Here is a 26,301-nt window from a genome sequence, read left to right as displayed (position 1 = left end):
TCCTACAAAGCAATGCTAAAATAGAGAAACAATATGAACAAGAAAATGTTTTTGATACAAAAAATGCCAACTATTTTAAATAGTCGGCAATACTTTATATTGAAATAAATCTATTCGGAAATTTTAAAGTAAACTGGAAAATGGTCACTGTATCCTCCATAGTAATTTGGACCACCGTAGGTTCTACTTGGAATAAGCACACCTTTCTTGTTTTTGTAACAAATCCACTCTTCTTTAAAAATCTTTCCTGCATCAAAAGAGGTGTGAAGATTGTTTTTTGCATTCAACAATGAGTTTGAAACAATTAAATTATCAAGCATGTTCCAATTGCCACGATAATTGTATGTTCCTTCTCCTTTTGCATCCATGTTATAAACAAGGTTGTATAAATATGAAGGATTTGATGAGTTTTGATTGTTGCCTGCATTTAACGTTTGGCTAACAGATTTATTAGTTGGTTCATCGTTAAAGTCACCCATGATGATGATGTTTGCAGTAGGATTTTTAGATTGAATCCCATCAACAGCACTTTTCAATTGTTCGGCAACAAATACTCTGTTCTTTTCCGATTTTTCCAAACCGCCTCGTCTCGAAGGCCAATGGTTTACAAAAACATGAACCGTATCTGTACCAATAATACCTTTTACATATAAAATATCACGAGTTTTGTAATTCGGTTCCCAAGGAAACTGAATGCCAATTGCTTCATGCTTTAGGTATTTAAAATCTTCTTTCTTGTAGATAAGAGCACAATCAATACCTCTTTTATCAGGACTTTCGCTATGTGCAATTCCGTAATTTCCTTCAAATAAAGTCTCTTGTTTGCAAAGATCTTCAATTACTTTTTTGTTTTCAATTTCGCATAAACCGATGATGCTAGGTAAACGTAATGTATCAATTGAAGAAAGAACCAAAGCTAATTTTTCCAATTTATCTTGATATCGTTCTCCATTGAACTTTAATTTTCCTTCAGGAGTAAAATCATCATCCCATTTATCAGGGTGATTAATGGTGTCGAATAGGTTCTCAACATTGTAAAATGCAATAGTGTATTCCTTTGTTTGTTGGCTACACGAAGTAATTACGAATGCAGCAGAAATGAATAAGAGTAATTTTCTGAACATGATTTAGTGTTATTGATTTAGTAATATGGAGTTACATCGGTAACCATCATTCCTGCTGTTTCAGCGGCCTGAATACCTAACAAACCATCCTCAAATACCTGGCAGAATTTAGGATCTACTCCCATTAACTCGGCACATTTCAAAAAGGTTTCTGGCTCTGGCTTATGATTGTTTACATCATCAGCACTAACCAAAATTGGAATGTATTTATCCAAACCAAGAATTTCCATTGTTTCTTGTGCTATATTCCTTTTACCTCCTGTACCTACTGCCATTGGAATCTGATTGTGGTATTTATATACCAAGTCTGTTACAGGTTTAATTTCAGTTATCTTATGCATCTCCCTTGCAAAAAATTCTTCTTTAATAACTGAGAATTCTTGCGGATCAATAGAATGGTTGTATTCTTTATTTAGTTTCTCAATAATTTTAGATGATGGCATTCCAGCACAAGCAGATAACCATTCAAACGAGTATTCAACTCCCATTACTTCTGCGGCTTTTTTCCAAGCCTCAAAATGCAATGGCATTGTATCCGCTAAAGTTCCATCTAAATCAAAAATTAAGGCTTTTGTATCGGTATAAAGTTTTATCGATTTCATATTCATACTCTTAATAGGTTCAACTTCACAATTAATTCGATTCATTATATCATTTGAGTAAATAATTAACAATATTAGTTCAGATCCGATATAAAAGAAAGCGCAAATTATTAATTATTTCTTAATTAATGCCATGCTTAACTTTATAATTTATAAATGCTTTTAGGAATTTTGTGCAGTTTTCTTAAGATGTGAATTATATTGATTGTCTGTTTGTTGAATTCTTTTATTTTTTCTAATTTTCTATCGATTTGTAAAACATTTTGCGAAAGCATACGTTTGAAGTAATGTCTACATTATTAGAATTAAAAGTGAGGTTTATGAAGTTTGTACAAAGAAGTTTGATTCTATTATTTGTTCTATTAAGTGTTTCAGTAAGCGCAAAAAAATTGTCGGAAGCCGAGAAAAGAGCTGACATTATTACCAAGTGGATGACCAAGAAGCTGGAACTAAGTACTGATCAAGTTTTAAAAATTCAAGTTTTAAATTTGGAATGTGAGCAAGAAATAGATCGTCTTACTAATGAAAAGGCTGGTTTTTCATGTATGCAAGCAGTTCGCGATAGTTTGCTTCAAAAAGAGGTTAACTTCAAAGAGATTTTAACAGATACTCAATTGGCCAGTTATAAAAAGTCGAAGTGTGAGTTAAAAGAGAAGCTCAAAAAAATGTTTAAAAGACTCTAACGTTAATAATATAACCCCATTCCCAATCGAAATTCGATTGGTTTTTTTTATCCCAAAACTCTCGTAAAGGAAAAAAAGATAAAAAAATCTGAAATATTTTAGTGTTTGTAACATCCGTTACACTTTTTACATACTCAATGTCGGATATTTGTAATGTCAAAAGGAGATAAAGCATGGCGAAAATAAATTCTTTCACTCCTTTTAGATTTTGTAAATTGATTAAACCAAAAATAAATAACACTAAAAAATACTATTATGAGCATGTTTTGTTATCAATGTCAGGAAGCAGCAAAGGGAACAGGCTGTACAATTAAAGGTGTTTGTGGTAAGACCGATGAGGTTGCAAACATTCAGGATCTACTAATGTATGTAATGAAAGGAATTTCATTGTACAGTGTAAAAGCTCGCGAAGCTGGTGTTGAAAATGAGAAAGTAAACAACTTCATCATGAATGGATTGTTTATGACGATCACTAACGCAAACTTCGATAAAGTAAAATTCGTTGAAGCAATTCGCGAAGGTTTGAAGTTAAGAGAAGAAATTAAAAAGCAAGCTGAAGAAGCTGGTGTTTCTTTTGGCGATCTTCATCACTCTGCAACTTGGTTTGCTGATTCAGAAAATGATTTTGATGCAAAAGCTCGTGTAGTTGGTATTTTAGCTACGGAAAACGAAGATGTACGTTCATTGCGTGAGCTTTTAATTTATGGTGTAAAAGGTTTGGCTGCTTATACTGAGCATGCTTATAACTTAGGTTTCGAAAAAGATGAATTGTATGCTTTCATGCAAGAAGCATTGGTTGCTACAACTGATGATACTCTTTCTGCTGACGATTTAGTAGGATTGGTAATGAAGTGTGGTGCTAATGGTGTAACTGCAATGGCTACTTTGGACGAAGCAAATACATCTGCTTACGGTAATCCAGAAGTAACTGAAGTTAATATTGGTGTTAGCAACAAGCCAGGTATCTTGATTTCAGGTCACGACTTGAAAGATATGGAAGAGTTGTTGAAGCAAACTGAAGGAACAGGTGTTGATGTTTACACTCACTCAGAAATGTTGCCAGCAAACTACTATCCAGCCTTTAAAAAGTATGAGCACTTTGTAGGTAACTACGGTAATGCATGGTGGAAGCAGAACGAAGAGTTCGAAACTTTCAACGGACCAATCTTGTTTACTACCAACTGTATCGTTCCTCCTAAAGCGAACTCAACTTACCAGGATAAAGTATTTACTACAGGTTCATCAGGATTCCCAGGATTTAAGCACATCGTTGCTGATGAAAATGGAAAGAAAGATTTCTCAGAAATTATTGAATTAGCAAAAACTTGTGCTGCTCCAACCGAGATTGAAAAAGGTAAAATCGTTGGTGGATTCGCTCACAACCAGGTAATGCAAGTTGCTGATAAAGTTGTTGACGCTGTAAAATCAGGTGCTATCCGTAAGTTCTTCGTAATGGCAGGTTGCGACGGTAGAATGAAAGGTCGTGATTATTACACAGAATTCGCTGCTAAGTTGCCACAAGATACTGTAATCTTAACAGCAGGTTGTGCTAAGTATCGTTACAACAAGCTTGAGTTAGGTGATATTGGAGGTATTCCACGTGTATTGGATGCAGGTCAGTGTAACGACTCTTACTCATTGGCAGTTATCGCTTTGAAATTGAAAGAAGTATTTGAGTTGAACGATATCAACGACCTTCCAATTGCTTACAACATTGCATGGTACGAACAAAAAGCAGTTATCGTATTGCTAGCTCTTCTTCACCTAGGTGTTAAGAACATCCACTTAGGACCTACATTGCCAGCATTCTTATCTCCAAACGTAGCAAACGTATTGGTAGAAACATTCGGAATTGGCGGAATTGGTACTGTTGATGAAGACATGAAAATGTTCTTGAACTAGTATATAACTAATAAATTTGCGCCCTGAGTGAAGTATGATTCGAGGGAGTTTGTACAGGGCGCAATTTCACTTACCTGTATAGGTTTAGTTTAATTTTAGGGTTAAAAGAAAACACTGTCTGATAGAAACACTTTCCGTTCTTTCAGGCAGTTTTTTTATGTTGTTATCTTTACGATATGGCTAAAAGCAAAACAATACAGTTTCTTAAAAAATATCACAAGTGGCCATCATTGGTGCTTACTCTGTTTATTATCCTGTTTTCCATTTCTGGGATTATCATGAACCATCGGGCTTTGTTTTCTTTCTGCGAAGTAAACCGAAAGTATCTTGGCTCAGAATATCAGTACAAGAACTGGAACAAAGCCGCTGTAAAATCAGTAGTTCATTTAAATAATGAGACTTCTCTGATTTATGGGAACATTGGAGTGTGGCAAAGTACCGATAGTTTAAAAAGTTTTACTGATTTTAATATTGGATTGCCTGAAGGAGTTGATAACCGAAAGGTTGAAAAGATAATTGAAACCCAGAAAGGAGAATTGTTTGCAGGTACTTTATTTGGCTTATATCAATACCAAAATAAGGAATGGAATAAGCTTGAACTTCCGGTGAAGGAGGAGAGAATTGTAGATTTTATGGAGATTGGAGAAGGTCTTTATATCCTGACCAGAAGCAATCTTCTTAAAAAAGTAGATGATACTTTCGAAACTGTAAACATTCCAGCCAGTACAGATTACGATGGCAAAGCAAGCCTGTTTAAAACCCTATGGGAAATTCACAGTGGCGAGGCTTTTGGCATATTGGGAAAGTTGTTTGTTGATTTTATTGGCTTGATATTTCTCTTCCTATGCTTTAGTGGTTTGGTTTATTTCTTTTTTCCTGATTGGATCAAACGTGTCAAGAAAAGGGGAGGAGTGGCAAAAAGAAAGATCAGCTTTTTAAAATTCAACTTGAAGTGGCACAACCATTTTGGGAATTGGTTAATTATATTTCTCATTTTAACCACCCTTACTGGAATGTTTCTTCGCCCTCCACTGTTAATTGCCATTGCCCATAGTCGTGTGGATAAGATTCCATTTACTCACCTCGATAATCCAAACCCCTGGTACGATCAGTTGCGAAGAGTTCTTTACGATGAGGACTTGAACAGGGTGATGCTGGCAACCAACGAAGGCATTTATTATAGCGATAACCTGTTTGAAACAGCTCCCGAAAGATTTGAGCATCAACCTCCGGTTTCGATAATGGGCGTAAATGTGCTCGAAAAGGCAGGTGAAGACCAATATTTGGTAGGTTCATTTAGTGGTATTTTTTATTGGATGCCCGAAAAAAATATGATCTTCGATTACATTACCAAACGCCCACATGTGCCAGTTCGCAGAATGGGACCACCCATTGCCGCACATCCTATTGCCGGCTATTTAAAAGATAAGGAAGGACGAGAAATTCTTTTCGATTACAATTTGGGTGCAGGTAACTTAAGTGATGATACCGGATTTGTAAGTATGCCAGCTGAAATACAGGAAAGCCCAATGTCTTTATGGAATCTATGTCTTGAGATTCACACTGGGCGCATTTACCAATACATATTTGGTAAAATGTACATCCTTTTTATTCCAATTGCAGGCCTAACAATTCTATGGATTCTAATTGTGGGATATCTGTTGTTTAGAAAGCAAAGAAAAGTTAAGACTTCGAAAACGAAATAGAAGTCAAGTGCCTTATATGCTAATAATGAGGTGTAATTAGAAAGTAATAAGTTGTTGGCTAGGTACTCAATGCAATTCCATTTTGCTACTAATTTATCTATAAATACCTTTTTTATGGACAATTTTTAAAGTGTAAAAACTCAATTTCATCGCAATAAAAAGGTCTTTGTCGAATTTTTATGAATCATTAGAGATAAGAAGATTGTTCTCGCTTAACATTATATATATTTGTCTTCACTCAAATGGTATCATAATACAATTACTTAAATTTTAGATGAATGGAATTAACTATTGAGAATTTAACAAAGACCTACAGTAATGGTGTTAAGGCATTAAATAATGTTAATATTAAAATAGGCACTGGAATGTTCGGTCTGCTAGGACCAAACGGAGCAGGAAAGTCTACATTAATGCGTACAATTGCTACTCTTCAAGAGGGTGATGGCGGACGTATTTTGTTTGATGGTACAGATATCATGGAAAACAAAATGGTGTTGCGTAATGCACTGGGATATTTGCCACAAACCTTTGGAGTTTATCCTAAAATGTCGGCTGAAGATTTATTGATGCACTTTGCCGAATTGAAAGGGATATCAAATAAACAAGAGCGTAAAGAGATTGTTAATGCAGTTCTTGAACAAACCAATTTGACAGAAGCAAGAAAGAAAAATGTTGCAGGTTATTCAGGAGGTATGAAACAACGTTTCGGTATTGCTCAACTTTTGCTTAACAACCCGAAACTGATTATTGTAGATGAGCCAACTGCGGGACTAGATCCGGCTGAGCGTAGTCGATTCTTGAACGTATTGCGCGAGATTGGCACCAACCATATTGTTATTTTTTCAACGCACATTGTAGAGGACGTAAAGGAATTGTGTACCGATATGGCCATTATGAATGGCGGAACCATTCTAACGCATAAAACACCAAAGCAATCGGTAGAAGAGTTGCAAGGTAAAATGTGGACCAAATGTATTGAGCGTTCTGCTTTAAACGAGCACAAGGAGAAATATGATATTCTTTCCAGTCGATTCAACGATGACAACAGTATGAATATAAATGTATATTCAGAAACGCAGCCCGACGAATTGTTTACACCAAAAGAAGCGGATCTTGAAGATGTATATTTTGTTACACTTAAAGCATCGAATTAATCATGAGCAAGTTTAATACATTATTTAAGTTTGAGCTAAAATACTGGCTCAAAAATCCTGCTACATACATCTATTCAGCGGTGCTTTTGGTTATTTCAACCTTGGTTATGGCTGGTAGTTTAGGGGTATTCGATTCTAATACAGCAAGTGTAGCATCGGTTCGTTTGGCCAATTCGCCTATTGCCTTGTTCAATAGTTTTGGTATTCTTACTTTGGGCTATTTTCTATTGCCTTCCATTGTTGGAGGTTCTGTGAATAGAGATTTTAGTTCCGAAATGCACTCTATTTTATATTCTTATCCATTTAAGAAATCGGAATACATTCCAGCTAAATTTCTAAGTTCAATTGTTGTTACTTTGGTAATTTTCTTAATATTTGGCTTGGGCTTTATGATTGCGCCATTATTGCCAGGGGTTAATGCTGAATTGCTTGGGCCATTTAGACCAATGGCATTTTTGCAGATATATGGTATGGTAATCTTGCCTAACATTCTTCTTTTTGGAGCCATTGTGTTTAGTGTAATTACTTTCACAAGAAACTTAGGTGCAGGTTTCATTACCATGATTATTCTGTTTTTTGTGCAAGCCATGGCCGATAATTACATGAGTCAGTTGGACAGTAAAACATTGGCTGCACTTTTAGATCCATTTGGAGCATCAGCCATTCAGAATGCAACTGAATATTGGAATGTAGCTGAACGAAATACGAATTTGCTACCAATGGGAGGCTTGGTTCTAATCAACAGAATCATTTGGATATCGGTATCATTATTGATTTTCTCGCTTACCTATTATAAGTTTCAGTTTACTCAAAATGCCTTGAGTTTCCGTTGGTTCTCTAAAAAGAGTGCAGTAGTTACAAAAGATAATTTCAACAACCTAAGAGATATCAATCTTCCGAAAGTAAACATCGACAATAGTTTCAGCTGGAATATCAAGTTGATGTGGAGCATCTCGAAAATGAATTTTAAATTCATTATTAAATCGGTGCCTTTTATGGTTATGGTGGCAGTAGGAATATTGTTCATGGTAATTGGTCACAATACTACGATGAATCTATTTGGAACAACTACCTATTCTACTACCTGGAAAATGTTGTTGATTCCAAGTTCAATGTTCAGACTGTTTATCCTATTGATTACCTTTTTGTATTCGGGAATGTTGGTGCAGCGCGAGCGCAGAGCAAAGATATTTGAACTGGTAGATGTTACACATACGCCAAACTGGGTTCAATATTTCTCTAAATTTATTGCCTTAATCAAGATGCAAGTGGTATTGCTATTTGTAGTGATGGTAACTTGTATTGTAATTCAGCTTTCAGAGGGGTATTACGATATTGAACCAATCCACTACCTAACTGAGCTCTTCCTGTTTATGCTTCCATCTTATATTGTATGGGCAGGATTATCCTTATTTGTTCAGTCGCTGTTTGCAAACTTCTACATTGGCTTTTTTGTTCTATTCATCTTCTCGATTATCAGTCCTTTTGTATCGAAAATTGGAATTGAGCAAAACATATTCAAATTCAATGCAGGACCATCTGTCAACTATTCCGATATGGATGGATATGGCAGGGGAGTAGCGGCCTTTATGTTTTACCGACTTTACTGGTTACTATTCTCTTCATCTTTATTGATTTTAGGTTTGGCCATTTGGCGTCGAGGTGTTAGAGAAACCGTTAAGATTCGTTTCAGAAGAGCAAAGGAGAACTTAAGTCGTGGGCTCTATGTTTCATTGGCAGTTTGTGTTATAGGATTCATCTCTATTGGATCGTACATTTATTGGTTCGATAATGTTTTTAACGAATACAAATCGGCTAAACAAAGCGAGTTGGATAGAGTAGAGTATGAGAAAACTTATTCGAAATATTACAACATTCCTCAGCCTCGTATTGTGGATGCCAAGATTGATGTTGATTTATTCCCTGAAACCAACGATTTAAAAGTTAAAGGGGATTATATCGTGAAGAATAAGAGCAATGAGCCTATTGACTCTATTCATATCAATTACCAATACAAGAATACTGCTGTTAGCTTTTCACGAAAGGCTGAGTTGATGAGTAAGGATACCGTATTCCAATACAATATTTATAAGTTAGAAAAGCCTTTAATGCCGGGAGATTCTATGCAAATGCATTTTACATTGAGCAATCAAGAGAATCACTTCCTAGAGTACAATTCTCCTGTAATTGGTAATGGAACTTTCTTTAATAATGGTAGTTTCCCAAGCTTTGGTTATTCTCGCTCGGGTGAGTTAACTGATAATACGGTGCGTAAGAAATACGACTTGCCAAAACGTGATAGAATGGCAGCTCCTACCGATACTTCGGCATTAGGAAACACTTACATTTCGGAATGTGCCGATTGGGTGAATTTTGAAACAACAGTAAGTACATCTGCTGATCAGATTGCAATTGCTCCGGGCTATTTGCAAGACAAGAGAGTAGAAGGCGATAGAGCTTATTACCATTACAAAATGGATGCTCCAATTCTGAATTTCTACTCATGGGTGTCGGGGAAATATGAAGTGTATACCGATAAGTATAAGGATATCAATATTGAAATCTATTATCACAAAGGTCACGATTACAATATTGCCGATATGGTTGAAGCGGTGAAAGCTTCGCTTAAATATTATGGCGAAAACTATTCACCTTACCAGCACAAGCAGGTTCGTATTATCGAATTCCCTAGAACTTACGGAACATTTGCTCAGTCGTTCCCAAATACAATTCCATTTTCGGAAGCCATTGGTTTCATTGCAAAAGAGGATAAGTCGAAAGAGGGAGCCGTGAATTATGCATACCATGTTACCGCTCACGAAATGGCACATCAGTGGTGGGCACACCAGGTAATTGGTGCAAATGTTCAGGGAGCTACTTTAATGTCGGAAAGTTTGTCGGAATACTCGGCAATTAAGGTCTTAGAGCAGAAATATCCTAAGAACAAAATCCGCAAGTTCATGAAAGAAGAGCTGAATGGATATTTGAGAGGAAGAGGTTCTGAACAGGTAAAAGAACAGCCTTTAATGTATAACGAAAATCAACAATACATTCACTACAATAAGGGTGCAATTGCCATGTATGCCATTTCCGATTATATGGGAGAAAACAACTTGAATCAAGCGCTTAGCGAGTATGTTAGCGATGTGGCTTTCCAGGAGCCTCCATACACTACATCTCTTGAGTTTGTTGATTTAATGAAAGAACACATGCCTGACAGTATGGACTATGTGATTACCGATATGCTTGAAACCATTACTCTTTTCGATAATAAAGTAGATAGTGCTTACGTATCGAAAACCAAAGATGGAAAGTATAAGGTCGATTTTGTTGTTGAGGCTCAGAAGTACAGGGTGATCAACAGCAAGAACGAAGAAAATAAAGAGCTTTCGAGTGACGATTCATCGGTTACCATCTCCATTAATACTAAGCAAAGAGAGGATGATAAGCAATATATCGATATGAATGATTGGATAGATCTTGCCATTTTTGTTGAAGACGAAAACAATGAAGAACAAGAGATTTTATTCAAGAAAGTTCATATTACTGCGAAAGAAAATAAATTCTCGTTTATTGTAGATAAGAAGCCACATAGTGTTGGTATTGATCCTTATCACAAATTAATCGACAGAAAAACAGCAGATAATACCGAGAAACTTAAGGAGAAGAAAGAGAATTCTACTACCAAAGACCAATCGGTATCATAGGCTGTAAAAAATAAAGTGTTTAAAGGCTATCTCGTAATGGGATAGCTTTTTTTGACTCTATACGATGGTCTTTTATATTATCTAAATGATATTTACTTTGTTCGAGGTGGGCATTGGAAGGTCAAGCTTCTTATGCACAGAAAACTTTTTAGTAAGACGGGGAAGCTGAGAACTTGTTCGAAGATCACCCCGCCGCACTTAAAGTTTTCACGTATAAGTGGTTTGAGCTTACGCGCCCTAGATTTTTTGCTTACTTTTTTATCAATGAAAAAAGTAAGAGCCATGCGGCTCGAGCAAAGTGAAATTAATGTTAGGAATGATGCGATGATTCATTTTATGAATCGATTAGATAAGTAATAAATATCTCTTTGTAATTTCTAAGACCTCTACTTTAAGAAATCATTCAATATTTAACGAAAGTGCGTATCTTTGTCAGGTTCTTAAAATAGTACCATATGTTTAACTTTGAAGAGATAAATCTTGACCGCATTGTAGTTCACAATGTTGGAAATAAACACCTTGAGGAGGATCTAAAGCTTTCTAAATCGGAAATTGATATTGATGATGATGATGTTAGAGATGTACTGCTAAAGTATTTTCTTACAGCCTTTAACAAGGAGGAATTCTACCATTTCCAAAACGAGGCTGGCTTAAACATGAACGAAGTGTATTGCTATGCTTCAGAGTTTTTTGAGAACAACGAGAGTTTCTACGATCAATCAACCAATATTGCGGTACATTTGTACGAAAAATCGAACCACCCCAATATTAAAGGAGGTGAGTTTTACCTGGTTGCCTTTTCGGGATGTGTGGTAGATGGTGAAGTTTGCAATGCATTGGGGATTTTCAAATCGGAAAACAAAGACACTTTCTTAAAGGTGTACCAAAAGAATGAAAACTTTGAGCTGGGCTGTGAAAATGGCATTAACATCAAGAAGTTGGATAAAGGTTGCCTGATTTTTAATACCGAAAAAGAGAAAGGTTATAAGGTTTGTATTGTCGATAAGACCAATCCAAACAAAGATGCTTTGTACTGGAAGGAAGATTTCCTGGATTTGAAACTTCGTGAGGATAATTTTTACCATACTCAGAATTACCTTGATATGTGTAAAGGCTTTATTGGCGATGTTTACAACGATGAGAATGAGGTTGCCAAGGCAGATCAGATTGATTTGATGAACAAGTCGATCAACTTTTTTAAGGACAAGAAAGAGTTTAACGAAGATTTGTTCAAACAAGAAGTAATTGAAGAACCTGAGGTTGCCAATGCTTTCGATGAGTACAAAGAATATTATCAGAACGAGCGAGGAACTTCTGTTGAATCGGATTTTGACATTAGTAATGATGCCGTTAAAGGAGAGCAGCGCCACTTTAAGCATGTGCTAAAGCTGGATAAGAACTTCCATGTGTACATTCACGGTCAGCGCAAGTTTATTGAGAAGGGTTACGATGCAGCTCGTGATTTAAGCTACTATAAACTCTTCTTCCGCGAAGAGAACTAGGTAAAGACGCAAGGCTTTGCGTCTGGATGTGAAAATAAATTGTTTGATGTAACAATTTAAAAGATATAATTAGAAGCTTTCTCCTACGGGGGAAAGCTTTTTAATTTACATGTTACTTTCCCAAGTCAATGCGTAATTCCTATGCGACGCATATATACCACATTGAACATTGTTGTTAAAATTCTAAAGTTCATTGCTCTACCTCTTTAATCTACTCATACTCTTATACTACTTGTAGCTGCAAGTTTAAGCAGTGCTGACGCTAGTTTATGAATTGTTGCTGGTACTTTAAGGCATTCCAAAGGCGCGGAATGATAGAATAGGGGTGACAAGTCTTTGGCTAAAGCCGGAACGTCATTGGCTAAGGCCGGAATGACATTGGCTAAGGTCGGAATGACATTGGCTAAGGTCGGAAAGACATTGGCTAAGGCCGGAACGTCATTGGCTAAGGTCGGAAAGACATTGGCTAAGAACGACAAGCCTTTGGCTAAGAACGACAAGCCTTTGGCTAAGACCAACAAGAGATAGAAAATGAAATACTTACTTCACATGTACCTTGTACCCAAGTGCTGGTACTCCATTAAAGTAAATTACCAGTTCATCACGTCCTTTTGCATTCGGATAAATGGTAAAGCCTAAGGTGTCAGCTTTGGAAACAGACTTTACTTTTTGTCCATACTTCTCTTTCTTAAAATGGTAGGCCACTTCGGTATTAGGTGGTACATTTTGCAAAAGAAATTGAAGACCAGAAGATTTTACAATGCTTACCATTCCTTTTTGTGGGGAAATTAGCTTAATATTTCTACCTAAAAAGGCTTTAAAAGGCATGGCTTGAGCCGCAAATTCGGCCTTGCTTTTTATCTTGCTGGCGAGAAGCCATTTGTTGTCGTCGGGCAGATGTTTCATGGCAAACTCATCGGGATCAGAGGCAAAGTAAGCCGATGAAAATTCCTTGTTGAATTTCATTTTTGAATAATCTACCCATCCGGCAGCCCAGGTAGCATCAATCAATTGCCAGCTTTTATTTATTTTTACTGCATTCCATGCGTGATTCGATGGTAAGTTTTCTCGACCTATCTCGGAAATCATTCTACGAGCAGTACCCGAAACAATTTCGCATTCCATATTCATGTGGCGACACAAGTTCTGAAATAGGGTAGAGTATCCTTCGCACAAAGCCTTGCGCCTTTTTAAAGTTTTTAGGGCCAAATCTGCTCGGAACTGTTTCTTTTTGGCTTCCAGCTCTTCTTGTGAGCGATAGGAAAAGCGCACTCTTTGAGGTTTTCCCAAAGCTTTGGTATCATAAGCAACATGCAATGCAATCCAGGTATAGGCGGCTCTTGCTTTCTCCAAATCTGTCGAAAAATCGCGTGTAATTTTAAGAGCAAGCTCCTCGGTAGAAGAAAAGTTAGCAGGATATCCTCCCACTACCTGATCGACTCTGCTTAAGTTTTGCGCATTTGCCGAAGCAAGTGAAAAGAATAGGATTAAGCCGAGTATGTATTTGTATAATCTCATATTTTTCTGCTTTCTGTTTAAAAATATGAAAAAAGATTACAAGAATTGGGCCCGAAAAAGTTAAAAAATAAAAAAGCCCACGCTCACGGAAGCTTGAGTATGGGCCTTTCGAGTAATATACTTAGAAGTATAATCTTTAATATCTTATCTTAAGTGATCTACTACCTTCATAATTGGTTGAAGAACTGATTCTCCTAGTAAAATACTACGGTCTGGTGACCAACCACATTCAGGTTCTGGTAAATCATTATTGTCCTTAAATGGCATTTCGATTGTCAAAGATAAACATTTAAATCGTTCCCCAATGTGTTTTGAGCAGATTGCTAAGTTTCCTTTGCCAGGTTCGTTCTTAGGATAGCCGTGAGTGTCTTGAAAATCAGGACAGGTAGCCATCCAAGTGTCGATGAAATTTTCTGTTAAATTTTTTAATCTTTCATCAAAAGAAGGAATTCCTTCAATACCAGAAATAAAGTTGTAAGGCAATGCTTCATCTCCATGGATGTCAAGATTCAAATCGCAACCATACTCATCCATTAAGTTACGGACATGGAATACCTCTGGACTGTCTTCGATGCTAGGCTCTGCCCACTCGCGGTTGTAGTTGAATCCTTTGGTGTTTACACGAAGGTTACCGGCAATACTACCGTCGATATTCATGTTAGGAACAATGTAGAAAACCGCTTTGTTTAGCAATGTTCTGGCAACAGCATCATCTTCATCCAATAACTTGCCCAATAATCCTTGCATGAACCATTCAGCCATACTTTCACCTGGATGCTGACGAGCAATTACCCAAATTTTCTTTTTGTTCTCATCTGGCTCACCAACAATTAGCATATCGATGTCTTTGCCTTCAACAGTTTTACCAATTGATACCAATTCGCATTCCTGCGACATTTGTGCGTTGTGAACCAAATCCAAATGTTGCTCATAAGTGTAAGGAGCAAAGTAAGCATAGTAAACCGAGTTGAATTCAGGCGTATGCTCAATTGTTAACTCTTTGCCATTGTAAAAAGTAGGAACTCTAAACCAGTACTCACGATCGTAAGAAGCAACCGCATAGTATTCCTGATATCCTTCAGGATAAGAAGCTTCGCTTGCATTCTGAATTGTCATTTTTACAGCTTGTTCCTGCATTCCTGATAAACGGAAATGGAACCACTGGAAATGCTCTGAGTTTGTATCGTTTGGAATTCGCAACTGAATGTTTTGTGGATCAAGAGCTTCAATTACCTCTATTTTGCCACTATCGAAATTCGATGAGATGTTCATGTGTGTAAGTTTAAAATTGTGTGATTCAAATATAACAATTATCAATTAGCAGTGAACAGTTATCAGTGAACAATTAACAATTCATAATGAGCAGTAAACAGAGAACTGTATCTAAATGAAGTATAAAGGTGATTTACATGCTATCAAAGATGGCATTGTTCGTACTCCGAACTTTAAATCATAGTACAAAAACAGAAGAATTCATCGAAGTTGAGTTCTTTTCTCCTTGAGGAGAAAGATAGAATGAGGTGGTTTAACGCGGAAATGAAGTATCAAGATGATTTACATGATACTAAAGATAAGTTGTTAGAATTATAACTTATCCCAATTGTGTATTTAAGGTGTGAAATATAAATCCAAGGGAATGCTTTATATTTTCCAATATTGTATGTAATTGGTGTAGAGACAGCATTAATGCTTTCTTTGCGAATGTTATAAAAAGATGTAATAATAGAAACTATTACAAATCATTTATTTTTCTTTTATTTTTGCGAACTTAGCATGTATAATCAAACCCTAAGCAATGATAAACTTTTTGCGATTAAAAAACATTCGTTCTAAAACAATAAGAATATTCCTGATTTCTGTGATGTTGATCTTGATTGTAGCAGGAGTCATTCTTTTTAACCTTTACACAAGAATTTTCTCACAAAATATTGACTTAAAAGGAGAGGCTACTGCGTATTTGTATATCCCAAGTTCGGCAAAGCAAGAACAGGTAATTGCTTTATTGGAAGAGCAGGGGTGGTTGAAAAATTCAAGCTCTTTGGAATGGGTAATGAACAAGAAGAATTTTTCGCATCACATTCATGCTGGTCGATTTTTGATTAAGGATAAAATGAGCAATAACGACTTGGTAAATTTGCTAAGATCAGGAGTGCAGGCTCCAATTCAATTGACCTTTAACAACACCAGAACCCTTGAGGATTTTGCAGGGAAAATAGCTAGGCAAATCGAGGCCGATTCCATTAGTTTGTTAACCGCTTTACGCGATGAAAAACTGATTGCAAAATATGGCTTTAAACCAGAAACTGTAATTGGCATGTTCATTCCAAATACTTACCAATTGTATTGGAATACCAATACCAATGCCTTTTTGGACAGGATGTACAAAGAGTATTCAAGATTCTGGAACGCCGATAGATTAAAGAAGGCTGAAAAGATTGGATTGTCGCCAGTTGAGATCAGCACTTTGGCTTCCATTGTTGATGAGGAAACCATTAAAAAAGATGAGAAGGCTCGTGTTGCCGGGGTGTATATGAACCGACTAAAGAGGAAAATAAAGCTGGATGCTGATCCGACTTTGAAATTTGCTTTGGGTGATTTTAGCATCAAAAGAGTACTGAACAAGCACAAAAGAATAGATTCTCCTTACAATACTTATAAGTACAGAGGATTACCTCCGGGACCAATCCGTCAATCTTCCATTTCGGGCTTAAATGCGGTTCTGAACTACGAAAAGCACAGGTATATTTATTTCTGCGCCAATCCTGACTTTTCAGGATATCATGTATTCGCACGCACACTTCGCGAACACAATCGCAACGCCAGAAAATATCAGAATGAATTGAATCGAAGAAGGATAATGAAATAGGGAATAAAAGTAAAGCCAAGGCATTGCCTTGGCTCTAACTATTATATTTTTATGTGAGAAGGATATTTTCTATATCGCATTCACTTCCATTTCCAACTTCACACCAAATTTAAACATTACCGATTTACGGATGTCATTGGCTAGTTTTAGGATGTCGTTGCCATTGGCATTGCCATAGTTTACCAGTACCAAAGCCTGATCTTTGTGAACTCCTGCATCGCCAAAGCGTTTGCCTTTCCAATCGCATTGTTCAATTAACCAACCGGCAGCCAGTTTGGTTTCCATATCGTTTACTTCATAGCTTGGCATGTTCTCGTATTGCGACTTTAGTTTGTCGGCTTTCTCCTTATCAACAATCGGATTTTTGAAGAAGCTACCAGCATTACCCAACTCTTCAGGATCGGGCAATTTACTTTCACGGATCTTAATAATTACCTCGCGAATGTTTTTCAGATTTACTTCGTTATATGCTTCCAGTTCTTTTTGTATTGCACCGTAATGGATTTTGAAATCAGCTTTCTTTTTTAATCGGAACTGAACATGAGTAATGATGAAAAGGTTCTTGTATTCGTTCTTGAACACAGAATTGCGGTAATCGAACTCACAGTGCGCATTACTAAAGATTACTGCATCTTTGGTTTCGATAGAGATGGCTTCCACATTCTCGATAACCTCTCTTACCTCAACACCATAAGCTCCGATATTCTGAACTGGAGAAGCACCAATCTTACCTGGAATTAAAGATAGATTCTCGATACCATAAAGATTGTTATCAACTGCCCATCCAACAAATTCATCCCACTCTTCGTTACAACCTACGCGCAACAGTACAGAGTCTTCATCTTCATCAAGCAATTCAATGCCTGTAATATTTGGATGAAGTACCAATCCATCAAAGTCTTCGGTAAAGAGAAGATTGCTACCGCCACCTAAAATGATATATTCGGTATCTATAATATCATTCTTCTGAAGGAAATCCTGTATTTCTTCTTCGGTTTCGAATTCAAAGAAATATTTGGCCTTTGCCTCAATGCCGAATGTATTGTGTTTTTTTAGAGAGTAATTTTCTAATAGTTGAGCCATTATTTTTAGCTGTTAGCTGTCAGCTGTCAGCTGTTAGCTGTGACTTTATAAGTCAATAGCTAAATGCTAATTGCCAAGAGCTTGATTATTGTAATAATATAATGCTACTTAATTAGCACTTAGTTCATTTTTCAATAATTCTACAAAACCTAGAATGTCTTCTTGAGTTGTATCGAAAGAACATAGCCAACGAACTTCACCTGCATGCTCATCCCAAATCCAGAAGAAATATTCTTCTTGCAGCTTTTCAATTTTATCTTTAGGAATCAAGGCCCAAATACCATTGGTCTGTACTTCTTGCGTAATGGTAACCTGTGGAATTTTTTCCACTTCATCTTTAAGAAGTTTGGCCATTGCATTGGCATGACGAGCTGTCTTTAACCAAAGTTCATTGGTAAGCATAGCATCGAATTGCGCTCCAATGTATCTCATTTTAGAGCAAAGCTGCATGCTTTGTTTGCGAATGTATTTGGCATTTTTCGATAATTCAGGATTGAAGAAAACCACAGCTTCGCCAAGCATCATTCCGTTTTTGGTACCTCCAAAACTTAGAACATCAATTCCCGCATTGGTAGTGATTTCTTTTACATCTACATCCAAACTAACAACAGCATTTGCCAAACGAGCACCATCCATATGAACATACATATCATGTTTGTGGGCCAAATCGCAAATAGCTTTCACCTCTTCAGGAGTGTAAACAGTTCCCAACTCGGTACATTGAGTAATTGAAATTACTTTTGGTTGAGAGTGATGTTCGAAACCAAAACCGTGCAACTGTGGTTTGATTAATTCCGGAGTCAATTTTCCGTTTGGAGTATCGATAGGAATAACTTTACAGCCTGTAAATTTATCAGGAGCACCACATTCATCAACTTGGATATGTGCAGTCGCCGGACAAAGAATAGAGTGGTAGGATTGCGTTAAAACAGATAAACCAATTACATTGGCTCCTGTACCGTTGAATGCGAAATAAACGTCAATATTCTCACCAAATAATTGTTTGAATTTCTCAATGGCCGAAGCAGTATAGTGATCGCCACCATATGCCATTACATGTCCTTGGTTCGCTTCGTTTATAGCTTCTAAAACTTCAGGCAGAACACCAGAAAAGTTATCGCTTGCAAATCCTCTCTTGTTCATTTTGTTTGTCTTTTGATTGAAAACGTAAAAGTAAGTTTTCTTCTCAAAAACATCATTCAAAAAAGATAAAAAGTGGGACTATTTGTTTAGGAGCTTTTTGATTTTATCGATGAGCAACATGCTCTTGTGAGATTGACTTTCCCCCTGATCCATAAATTGGATTTTGCCTTCCTTATCCAGTAAGAATACATAGCACAACTTCTTGTCTTCTACTCCAAAGTAGTTGTAATAATCGGAAAGCGGACCGTAGTAGGTCATCACATTTTTGTGCATAGAAGGAACAATTCCCCTTCTCATGCCATTGTCAATGTAATTGGAAATCCACGAATAGAACTTACTAATCATTGGGATTTCAATGAATCGGAAATCATCGTACATGCTGAACTCCTTCATAACTGGTTTGGTCCAGGTATCAATTTGTGGCTGGGTTCCTCTTTTAAAAGCAACAATTAATAAAGAAACTTTTCCCCTACAATGATCAGGTAAACTAATTTCCTTAGATGAAAGCAGTTCACCATGCATGGTAGGGAATTCATCTCCAATTTCAAGTTTCTTTACAGTTTGGGCACTCAGGTTTGAGCACATAAAAGCAAAGAAGAATAAGGTTGATAATGTGAATTTTAGCATAAAATCGGATTAGCTATAATAATCTTGCAATAGTTTCATGGTGTTATCAAGACATTTTTCATGATCTATTTTAGGATCATCTTTCAAGTAAGTTTTAACAGCCTTAACCAGATCAACTATTAAATCATATTCCTTACTTTTCTTCATAAAGTTCTCAGGTTTACCAATGTAATTCCCAGGGCTATCTTCTACAATAGGAGCAACGTTAACCCACTTTTTAGTAATTGTAAAAGTAATTTTTGCTTTTGGCTCGATATCAGAACTACCAAGAACAACATCTCCATCACGATTTAATCTCCAAAAATAATCTTTGGTATTTTTAAGTAATTTGTCAAGCATAAGTAAAAGTATTAAGAGATTCTACATAAAAATAGTTGAGACTTTTTTAATTTATAAAAATTATAGAACTTTTGCCCCTCAATTGATATTTAATTTTTCAATAAATGATTCGAGATATTTCAAGCGGTAGGTTAATGGTTGTGTCTGATTTACATGGTAACGGGTACGATTTCAGACAGGTACTAAAAACATTTCAGAAACTTAAAAAGAAAGGAAAAGCTGATTTGTTGGTATTTTTAGGAGATTTGGTTCATGCATATCCCGGAAAGCAAAAGGATGAATCGCTTGAGATGATTGAAGAATTAATGGACTTAAATGCCAATCAACCCGAAAGTGATGTGATATGCTTGCTTGGGAACCATGAGTTTGTTCACATTTACCACATTCCATTGGCGAAAGGTCCTTTGGAGTTTACTTCTTGGTTTGAATATCGAATTCAGAAATGCAGAGAGGTGGTTATGCAATTCTTTATGAATATGCCATTGATGTTGCGCACACAGGGAGGTGTTTTAATCAACCACACGGGAGCTTCGAATCGTTATGGAGCAGATGAGAAATTCGATTTGGATTACTTGAAGAATTTCAATCATCAAGATGAGTTTACAAAGCATATTGAGAACATTAAAAAATATGATCCTCAGATTGGTTCAGATTTTATGAACACTGAAAAAGGAGATTATTTGTGGGATATTTTAATGAATGGCAACGAAAAACAGTTTGGAGATCAATACCACAAATATGTTGACGAGCTGCTAGAGTTGGCAAGTTCGGATCGTAAGGATCAACCTTTAAACAGTTTGGTTTGTGGACATATTGCCGCTGAATATGGTGCAGAATTGGTTGGAGAAAATCATGTGCGTGTTTGCACGAGTGCTGGCGCTTTAGGCGACTTGGAAAAGAAGTTTTTGTTGATAGACGCTTCAAAAAAGTATGAGAATGCAGCAGAATTAATAGAATACAGTAGGGATCTGTATTAAGAAAAGCATACAAAAAAGGAGGAAATTAATTCCTCCTTTTTTGATATCTATTGTTCCTCGATAGGAGCAGTTTGTTCTAATGTGAATTGTGTTTCTTTTACATCTTCAGAATTCGTTCCGATGAATAATTTGAAATCACCTTTTTCCACTCCATAAGACATGTCTTTTCTATAAAAAGCCAAATCTTCCGGAGTAATTGTGAATTCTAATTCTACACTTTCTCCTTTAGGGATAAATACTTTTTGGAACCCTTTCAATTCTTTTACAGGACGAGTTACGCTTCCAACCAAATCGCGGATATAAAGCTGAACGATTTCTTCACCATCGAAATTACCTGTGTTGCGAACTGTAATTTTAGCCTTAATGTTTTCGTTAACACTCATGCTGGTTTTATCAAGACTAATTTCTGAGTACTCGAAGCTGGTGTATGATAAACCGTAACCGAAAGGATACAATGGAGTATTTGGACTATCTAAGTATTTTGATCGGTACTTGTCATTTGCATCGTATGGACGTCCTGTGTTTTTCATGTTATAGAAAATTGGAATCTGTCCAACATTTCTTGGGAATGTTACAGTCAGTTTTGCCGATGGATTGTAATCACCAAAAAGAACATCTGCAATTGCTGGTCCTGCCTGAACACCAAGGTGCCATGTTTCCAAAATTGCAGGTACGTTAGCAGCTTCCCAGTCAATTGTTAATGGACGACCATTCATCATTACCATTACTACAGGTTTACCAGTTTTAACGATTTCTTTAACTAATTCTGGTTGTACTCCAGGAAGTTCAAGATTGGTTCTACTGGCAGCCTCTCCACTTAAATGTTGAGGTTCTCCTACAACCAAAACAACAACATCAGCTTTATTAGCAGTAGCAATAGCTTCTTCAAATCCTGATTTGTCATCGCCTAAGAATTCACATCCTTTAGCATACAATATTTCAGTATTTGGTGAAACTGCATTTTTGATTCCTTCCATTACAGGAACTGATTTTTCCCACTTTCCTGCACCAGACCATGTTCCAACCAAATCTCTTTTGTTGTGTACTAATGGACCAATAACAGCAAGTTTGTCTACGTTTTTATCCAAAGGAAGAATTTGATCATCGTTCTTAAGAAGAACAATACTTCTTTTAGCCATCTCTCTTGATGCAGTAAGAAACTCAGGTTTCATAAGTGTTTTCTTAGCTCTTTCTGCATTGCTGTAACGGAAAGGATCATCAAACAGTCCTAACTTGTATTTCATTTTCAGGATATCCTTAACTGCTTTGTTAATTCGGGTTTCCAATACTTTTCCTTCCTTAACAGATTGAGGCAAGTGATCATTGAAAATACCACTTTGCATATCCATATCTACACCAGCATTGATAGCTACTTCACCAGCTTCTTTGTCATCTTTTACATTACCATGCTTGGTCATTTCCATAATAGAAGTGTAATCGGTAACAACAAATCCGTCGAACTTCCATTTCTTTCTTAAAATGTCATCCAGCAAGTATTTACTACCAGTACAAGGAGTACCATCCAATTCGTTAAAGGATGTCATGAATGTAGCAACACCAGCATTAATGGCAGCCTTAAATGGAGGAAGGTAGGTGCTCCAAAGTTCACGATTCGAAATGTCTACCGTGTGGTAATCACGACCAGCCTGTGCAACTCCATATGCAGCATAGTGTTTTGCACATGCTAAAATGGTATTGTTTTTATACAATTCATCTCCCTGAAATCCTTTGATTCTTGCTTTTGCTATTACGCTGCCCAGATAAACATCTTCTCCTGCACCTTCTGCAACACGACCCCATCTTGGATCACGAGCAATATCGATCATTGGGGCAAAAGTCCAATGCAAACCTTCAGAAGAAGCTTCTATTGCAGCAACTCTTGCAGCTTTTTCAAGCCATTCCAAATCCCACGAACATGATTCTGCCAATGGAATTGGAAATGTTGTCCAGTGTCCGTGTACTACATCGTAACCAAATAACAATGGAATACCCAGACGAGTATTTTCAAGGTTTTCTTTTTGTAAGCGGTAAGTAAAATCAGCACTATATGCATTGAAAATAGATCCAACTTTTCCTTTATTTACATCTTCTATGTAATTATTGTTGGTAATTGGTCCTGTAATATCCCAGTTGCTTGAGAAAAGAGTAAGCTGTCCAAGTTTTTCCTCAAGTGTCATGATATTGATAAGAGAATCCACGAACTGATCCATTTTTTGAAGATCTGGTGGCGTAATCTTATTCTTTTTTTTAGCATGACCTATATTAAGTCCACTTACTAATAATACCGTTATAATAAGTATTGATTTAAATCGCATTTTTATTGATGTTATTTCGTTTCAAGATTAACTGAAACAGTAAATTATATGTAATAATCTGCAAGAGCAATTGTATCCTGTTTGAAGGATTCAATGGCTGTCGAGAATGAGCAAATACATCCTTAAATGTTAGTGTCAATTAAGGAATAGATTTGACAATTTTTATTGAGTTAATTCCAAACCAGCCTTTTCAAGTGCGGTTGAAATCTCGTTGTTTTTCATGAAGTTTTTCCAAATTAATCCGCTTCGGTAATTTTCAATCATTACAACTATAGGTCCCTGATCAATGGCCAAATAGGATTTGGCTATCCAACCTTCATGAAAATTGAAGGCATCTTTAAAACCATACTTTCCAAAAAGATTATAGTTTGAAAGATCGTAATACATATGGCGAATTGCCTTTATTGATAACTCAGGAGTGTAAACAATAGAAGACAAGGCTGCTGTAGGACTGATTGTTCCATTATCGTTTCCTGGCGCATGGGCCATGTATCCAAACGGATCGTCGCTAGCCGTTAATCCCCAGCAATTTTCGCCATAGTATGAATATTTACTTTTTTGATTTATACACCACTCTCGGTTTAGTAATGTATGCTGTTTATTTCTGTCGAAATAAGATTGATATCCGGCCAAACTGATATGTTCATCTCTGATGTGAGGTGTCAACCCCAGATATGAGTAATGAGTGAAAAACAGTGGACCTCCGCGATCATTTCTTTTCTTAGGATCCAATTGTTTAATGTATTCTGAACCTATCCAGCCATTTTTATAAACAATTGGATCAATACCATGCGTTGGCGATGCCAATGCAAGGATATAGGTAATCATTGTTTCATTAAATGATCGAATTGGTAGGTTCATTTCAAATTCATAGTTTGGTGACCAGTGCCACAAAAGATGATCATCAGTTGGTGCATACCAATCCCATTCTACCTCTTCCCATAAACGGGTAATGGTGTTTCTAAGACTCTTTTCGTTTTCTGATTCTGAATTAAAATATTCTCTGGCTGTAAGAAGCCCTTGAATTAGAAATGAGGTTTCAACTAAATCACCTCCGTTGTCTTTTTGAGAAAAAGGAATGGTTTTTCCAGTACTTCCATTCAACCAATGTGCCCATGCTCCATGATAGCGAGTTGCTTTGTTTTCCAAAAAATCAGTAATCTTCATAATTCGATTTAAACCTTCTTCTCTGGTAATGTAATTTCGCTCGATACCAACTATAATAGCCATTACACCAAATCCAGTTCCTCCAGTTGTTACTGTGTCAATAGAGCCGTTGCTTCTTTCCCTTATCATTCCTGATTCAGGATGAGCAAAACCCCAGAAATAATCGAATGATTTTTCACTCACCAAATCCAATAATTCCTGATCTGATAATTGAGTGTTTTTATCGTCTTCTGGTTCTGGTAAATATTCATTAGAAGAACTACTGGAACAGCCGATAAGAAGCGATAAAATTAATGGTAAATATATTTTTAAACGATATAGCATGCCTGAGTAAATTGCTTGTAAATCCTTCGGGACAATGATCTGCCCCGAAGAAAAAATGAATGAAATTAATAACCTGGATTCTGAGTTAGAATACCACCACTAAGTTCGATTTGTGTTTGTGGAATAGGGAATACCTCATGTTTTCCGTCAACAAAGCTTTTGCCATGTGCTCTAAGAACTTCTCCAGCTCTTCCCTGACGAACAAGGTCGAAGAATCTATCATGCTCCATAGCCAATTCAATTCTTCTTTCATGCCAGATCTTTTCTTTTAGATTATCGCTGGTAGCATCAGTCAAACCTACTCTGTTTCTCACCTGATTCAAAGAAGTTAGTGCATTTGCTGTTTGTCCCAATTCGTTGGCAGCTTCTGCATTAATTAATAATACTTCTGCATATCTGAAAATACGTATGTTCTTATTCGACTCCCAATCGTTCCCATTGAAGGTTTCCATTGTTTTACTGATGTATGCCTTTTCGTTGTATCTTGGATTTGGAGTTGATGCGTTAATTTCAACACCATCCCACATTGTTTCACCAGGGAAAATGATCGTTGCATCTTTACGCGGATCAGCAGCTTCATAAGTATCTTCAAGATCTTTACTCGGAGTATTAAATCCCCATCCTAATTGACCTCTTACTCCTTGATGAGCAACATATCCTTGAATACCTTTATTAGGAGTAGTGCCTGATGCTTGAACCTCAAAAATGGATTCTGATGAGTTTTCTCCGCTTTCTCTCCATATTTGAGCGTAATCAGCTACTAAAGAATATTCTCCTGACTGAATGACTTCATTTGTTAATTTAAATGCTTCATCCCAGTTTTTCTGGTACATGTATACTTTAGCTAGGAAAGTTTTAGCAGCACCTTTTGTTGCTCTTCCCAAATCAGAAGAATTCATTGCACTTCTTTCCTGAAGATTTTCAATTCCAAATTGTAAATCGGAAATAATCAACTTGTATATATCTTCTTTAGAAGCTCTTGTTCTTCCATTTGTAATGTCTTCTGCATTTGCAGGATCAGGAATTTTGTCGATTTTTGGTACACCACCAAAACATCTAACAAGGTTCCAATAATAATATGCTCTTAAAAATTTAGCTTCACCTTCAAGTCTTTTTTTCAAAACATCTTCAATCTCCAATCCAGGAATGATATCTAAAGCTTGGTTGGCAAAAGAAATTCCTCTGTAGTTTGCCACCCAAATTTCGTTGAATGAAACGCTTGAAGCAGAAAAAGTGAAGTTATCTAATTCATGCTTGTCAGCTCCTGTATCTCCAGGATCACTACCCTTATCGGCATCATCAGAAGTTATACTGGATACGCCATTCCATGAAAATGAATGTTGATCCCATTGCAATAGGTTATTATAAACAGCATTTACGACTTCTGTAGCTGCGTCAGTAGATGATGAGAAGTAGTCTTCCGGAGTCTGGGTAACTTGTGGATCAATTTCTAAAAAATCATCACTACATGAAGTGTGAAAAAGTCCAGAAGCAACAAGTAATACCGCAGACAATATATATGTTCCTTTAAGGTTCATGTGTCTTAAATTTATTTGTTTCAT

The 26,301-nt window shown here is 36.6% G+C and carries 20 protein-coding genes; 9 read left to right on the top strand and 11 right to left on the bottom strand.

Features of this window, described 5'->3' with window-relative positions:
* Positions 1–110: 110 nt before the first annotated feature.
* A complete protein-coding gene (locus tag DF185_RS11580) occupies positions 111–1,124 on the bottom strand; it encodes an endonuclease/exonuclease/phosphatase family protein (protein WP_110360907.1) in 1,014 nt (337 codons plus the stop codon).
* A 17-nt stretch (positions 1,125–1,141) separates the two neighbouring features.
* Positions 1,142–1,726, bottom strand: coding sequence for an HAD family hydrolase (locus DF185_RS11575; protein WP_165836016.1), 585 nt, complete (start codon positions 1,724–1,726; stop codon positions 1,142–1,144).
* Positions 1,727–2,046: 320 nt separating this feature from the next.
* Here DF185_RS11575 and DF185_RS11570 point away from each other — a divergent pair, with 320 nt between their 5' ends.
* From DF185_RS11570 to DF185_RS23595, 7 genes are all read left to right on the top strand, one after another.
* Complete coding sequence (locus DF185_RS11570) at positions 2,047–2,409, top strand: hypothetical protein (RefSeq protein WP_133250026.1); 363 nt, start codon at positions 2,047–2,049, stop codon at positions 2,407–2,409.
* Between the two features lie 255 nt (positions 2,410–2,664).
* Positions 2,665–4,311, top strand: a complete 1,647-nt coding sequence (hcp, locus tag DF185_RS11560; protein ID WP_110360903.1) for a hydroxylamine reductase — start codon at positions 2,665–2,667, stop codon at positions 4,309–4,311.
* 176 nt (positions 4,312–4,487) lie between these two features.
* Positions 4,488–6,017: a PepSY-associated TM helix domain-containing protein gene (locus DF185_RS11555; protein ID WP_110360902.1), complete on the top strand. Its 1,530-nt coding sequence runs from the start codon at positions 4,488–4,490 to the stop codon at positions 6,015–6,017.
* 278 nt (positions 6,018–6,295) lie between these two features.
* Entirely contained in the window at positions 6,296–7,171 is an 876-nt protein-coding gene (locus DF185_RS11550) for an ABC transporter ATP-binding protein (protein WP_110360901.1), read from the top strand.
* Between the two features lie 2 nt (positions 7,172–7,173).
* A complete protein-coding gene (locus tag DF185_RS11545; RefSeq protein WP_110360900.1) occupies positions 7,174–10,878 on the top strand; it encodes an ABC transporter permease/M1 family aminopeptidase in 3,705 nt (1,234 codons plus the stop codon).
* Between the two features lie 455 nt (positions 10,879–11,333).
* Positions 11,334–12,380, top strand: a complete 1,047-nt coding sequence (locus DF185_RS11540; RefSeq protein WP_110360899.1) for a nucleoid-associated protein — start codon at positions 11,334–11,336, stop codon at positions 12,378–12,380.
* A 357-nt stretch (positions 12,381–12,737) separates the two neighbouring features.
* On the top strand, positions 12,738–12,908 hold the full coding sequence (locus tag DF185_RS23595) for a hypothetical protein (protein ID WP_165836015.1): 171 nt from the start codon (positions 12,738–12,740) through the stop codon (positions 12,906–12,908).
* 12 nt (positions 12,909–12,920) lie between these two features.
* Here the strand turns inward: DF185_RS23595 and DF185_RS11535 are convergent, their stop codons facing one another.
* A complete protein-coding gene (locus DF185_RS11535) occupies positions 12,921–13,898 on the bottom strand; it encodes a transglutaminase domain-containing protein (protein WP_110360898.1) in 978 nt (325 codons plus the stop codon).
* Positions 13,899–14,042: 144 nt separating this feature from the next.
* Positions 14,043–15,170: a M14 family metallopeptidase gene (locus DF185_RS11530; protein WP_110360897.1), complete on the bottom strand. Its 1,128-nt coding sequence runs from the start codon at positions 15,168–15,170 to the stop codon at positions 14,043–14,045.
* Positions 15,171–15,693: 523 nt separating this feature from the next.
* Between DF185_RS11530 and mltG the strand changes: the two genes are divergently transcribed.
* Positions 15,694–16,764: an endolytic transglycosylase MltG gene (gene mltG, locus DF185_RS11525; protein ID WP_110360896.1), complete on the top strand. Its 1,071-nt coding sequence runs from the start codon at positions 15,694–15,696 to the stop codon at positions 16,762–16,764.
* A 69-nt stretch (positions 16,765–16,833) separates the two neighbouring features.
* On the opposite strand, the gene murB is transcribed toward mltG, so the two are convergent.
* From murB to DF185_RS11505, 4 genes are all read right to left on the bottom strand, one after another.
* Positions 16,834–17,847, bottom strand: a complete 1,014-nt coding sequence (murB, locus tag DF185_RS11520; RefSeq protein WP_110360895.1) for a UDP-N-acetylmuramate dehydrogenase — start codon at positions 17,845–17,847, stop codon at positions 16,834–16,836.
* A 108-nt stretch (positions 17,848–17,955) separates the two neighbouring features.
* Positions 17,956–18,990, bottom strand: a complete 1,035-nt coding sequence (locus tag DF185_RS11515; protein WP_110360957.1) for a threonine aldolase family protein — start codon at positions 18,988–18,990, stop codon at positions 17,956–17,958.
* A gap of 78 nt (positions 18,991–19,068) precedes the next feature.
* Positions 19,069–19,617, bottom strand: a complete 549-nt coding sequence (locus tag DF185_RS11510; protein WP_110360894.1) for a hypothetical protein — start codon at positions 19,615–19,617, stop codon at positions 19,069–19,071.
* A 9-nt stretch (positions 19,618–19,626) separates the two neighbouring features.
* Complete coding sequence (locus tag DF185_RS11505) at positions 19,627–19,956, bottom strand: hypothetical protein (RefSeq protein ID WP_110360893.1); 330 nt, start codon at positions 19,954–19,956, stop codon at positions 19,627–19,629.
* 104 nt (positions 19,957–20,060) lie between these two features.
* Here DF185_RS11505 and DF185_RS11500 point away from each other — a divergent pair, with 104 nt between their 5' ends.
* Positions 20,061–20,933 carry a metallophosphoesterase family protein gene (locus DF185_RS11500; protein WP_110360892.1) on the top strand — a complete coding sequence of 291 codons (873 nt, stop codon included), beginning with the start codon at positions 20,061–20,063 and terminating at the stop codon, positions 20,931–20,933.
* A 47-nt stretch (positions 20,934–20,980) separates the two neighbouring features.
* Here DF185_RS11500 and bglX read toward each other — a convergent pair whose 3' ends face one another.
* The 3 genes from bglX to DF185_RS11485 form a co-directional block, all read right to left on the bottom strand.
* Positions 20,981–23,248, bottom strand: coding sequence for a beta-glucosidase BglX (bglX, locus tag DF185_RS11495; RefSeq protein WP_110360891.1), 2,268 nt, complete (start codon positions 23,246–23,248; stop codon positions 20,981–20,983).
* 162 nt (positions 23,249–23,410) lie between these two features.
* On the bottom strand, positions 23,411–24,739 hold the full coding sequence (locus DF185_RS11490) for a glucoamylase family protein (protein WP_110360890.1): 1,329 nt from the start codon (positions 24,737–24,739) through the stop codon (positions 23,411–23,413).
* Positions 24,740–24,804: 65 nt separating this feature from the next.
* The gene (locus DF185_RS11485; RefSeq protein ID WP_207784633.1) at positions 24,805–26,301 is read right to left on the bottom strand and encodes a RagB/SusD family nutrient uptake outer membrane protein; all 1,497 of its coding nucleotides are present in this window, start codon (positions 26,299–26,301) and stop codon (positions 24,805–24,807) included.

It is taken from the genome of Marinifilum breve, assembly GCF_003202155.1.
Classification (GTDB): domain Bacteria; phylum Bacteroidota; class Bacteroidia; order Bacteroidales; family Marinifilaceae; genus Marinifilum; species Marinifilum breve.
This window is presented reverse-complemented; position numbering and strand designations above follow the sequence as displayed.

Excerpts from the sequence above, each read along its gene's own strand:
- DF185_RS11580 (WP_110360907.1), bottom strand. The coding sequence starts at position 1,124 with ATGTTCAGAAAATTACTCTTATTCATTTCTGCTGCATTCGTAATTACT.
- DF185_RS11575 (WP_165836016.1), bottom strand. The coding sequence starts at position 1,726 with ATGAAATCGATAAAACTTTATACCGATACAAAAGCCTTAATTTTTGAT.
- DF185_RS11570 (WP_133250026.1), top strand. The coding sequence starts at position 2,047 with ATGAAGTTTGTACAAAGAAGTTTGATTCTATTATTTGTTCTATTAAGT.
- hcp (WP_110360903.1), top strand. The coding sequence starts at position 2,665 with ATGAGCATGTTTTGTTATCAATGTCAGGAAGCAGCAAAGGGAACAGGC.
- DF185_RS11555 (WP_110360902.1), top strand. The coding sequence starts at position 4,488 with ATGGCTAAAAGCAAAACAATACAGTTTCTTAAAAAATATCACAAGTGG.
- DF185_RS11550 (WP_110360901.1), top strand. The coding sequence starts at position 6,296 with ATGGAATTAACTATTGAGAATTTAACAAAGACCTACAGTAATGGTGTT.
- DF185_RS11545 (WP_110360900.1), top strand. The coding sequence starts at position 7,174 with ATGAGCAAGTTTAATACATTATTTAAGTTTGAGCTAAAATACTGGCTC.
- DF185_RS11540 (WP_110360899.1), top strand. The coding sequence starts at position 11,334 with ATGTTTAACTTTGAAGAGATAAATCTTGACCGCATTGTAGTTCACAAT.
- DF185_RS11535 (WP_110360898.1), bottom strand. The coding sequence starts at position 13,898 with ATGAGATTATACAAATACATACTCGGCTTAATCCTATTCTTTTCACTT.
- DF185_RS11530 (WP_110360897.1), bottom strand. The coding sequence starts at position 15,170 with ATGAACATCTCATCGAATTTCGATAGTGGCAAAATAGAGGTAATTGAA.
- mltG (WP_110360896.1), top strand. The coding sequence starts at position 15,694 with ATGATAAACTTTTTGCGATTAAAAAACATTCGTTCTAAAACAATAAGA.
- murB (WP_110360895.1), bottom strand. The coding sequence starts at position 17,847 with ATGGCTCAACTATTAGAAAATTACTCTCTAAAAAAACACAATACATTC.
- DF185_RS11515 (WP_110360957.1), bottom strand. The coding sequence starts at position 18,990 with ATGAACAAGAGAGGATTTGCAAGCGATAACTTTTCTGGTGTTCTGCCT.
- DF185_RS11510 (WP_110360894.1), bottom strand. The coding sequence starts at position 19,617 with ATGCTAAAATTCACATTATCAACCTTATTCTTCTTTGCTTTTATGTGC.
- DF185_RS11505 (WP_110360893.1), bottom strand. The coding sequence starts at position 19,956 with ATGCTTGACAAATTACTTAAAAATACCAAAGATTATTTTTGGAGATTA.
- DF185_RS11500 (WP_110360892.1), top strand. The coding sequence starts at position 20,061 with ATGATTCGAGATATTTCAAGCGGTAGGTTAATGGTTGTGTCTGATTTA.
- bglX (WP_110360891.1), bottom strand. The coding sequence starts at position 23,248 with ATGCGATTTAAATCAATACTTATTATAACGGTATTATTAGTAAGTGGA.
- DF185_RS11490 (WP_110360890.1), bottom strand. The coding sequence starts at position 24,739 with ATGCTATATCGTTTAAAAATATATTTACCATTAATTTTATCGCTTCTT.
- DF185_RS11485 (WP_207784633.1), bottom strand. The coding sequence starts at position 26,301 with ATGAAACAAATAAATTTAAGACACATGAACCTTAAAGGAACATATATA.